Here is a 244-nt window from a genome sequence, read left to right on the forward strand (position 1 = left end):
GTGTATTTGCATTCGTTGAAGAACCACCTTGGTGACCTGAACTTGCTTCATTACTTCCAAGGGGTTGCAATACTTGTTGTCTTGCCTTATTTAGGCTAACACCTAAGTTATTTAAAACACGTGCTGCTACCCCTTCACCTTCACGGATTAAACCAAGTAAGATATGTTCTGTTCCACCGTAAGAATGCCCTAATTTACGCGCTTCATCCATAGACAACTCAATAACCTTTTTAGCACGCGGTGT

1 protein-coding gene is annotated in these 244 nt (G+C 41.8%); it reads right to left on the minus strand.

Annotated elements, in window-relative coordinates; all coding sequences use genetic code 11:
* Positions 1 to 244 (minus strand): Clp protease N-terminal domain-containing protein (locus tag JDS99_RS31435; RefSeq protein ID WP_275952199.1); only part of this gene is annotated, 244 nt, incomplete at both ends.

It is taken from the genome of Bacillus cereus group sp. N6 (assembly GCF_016483705.1).
Classification (GTDB): Bacteria; Bacillota; Bacilli; order Bacillales; family Bacillaceae_G; genus Bacillus_A; species Bacillus_A wiedmannii.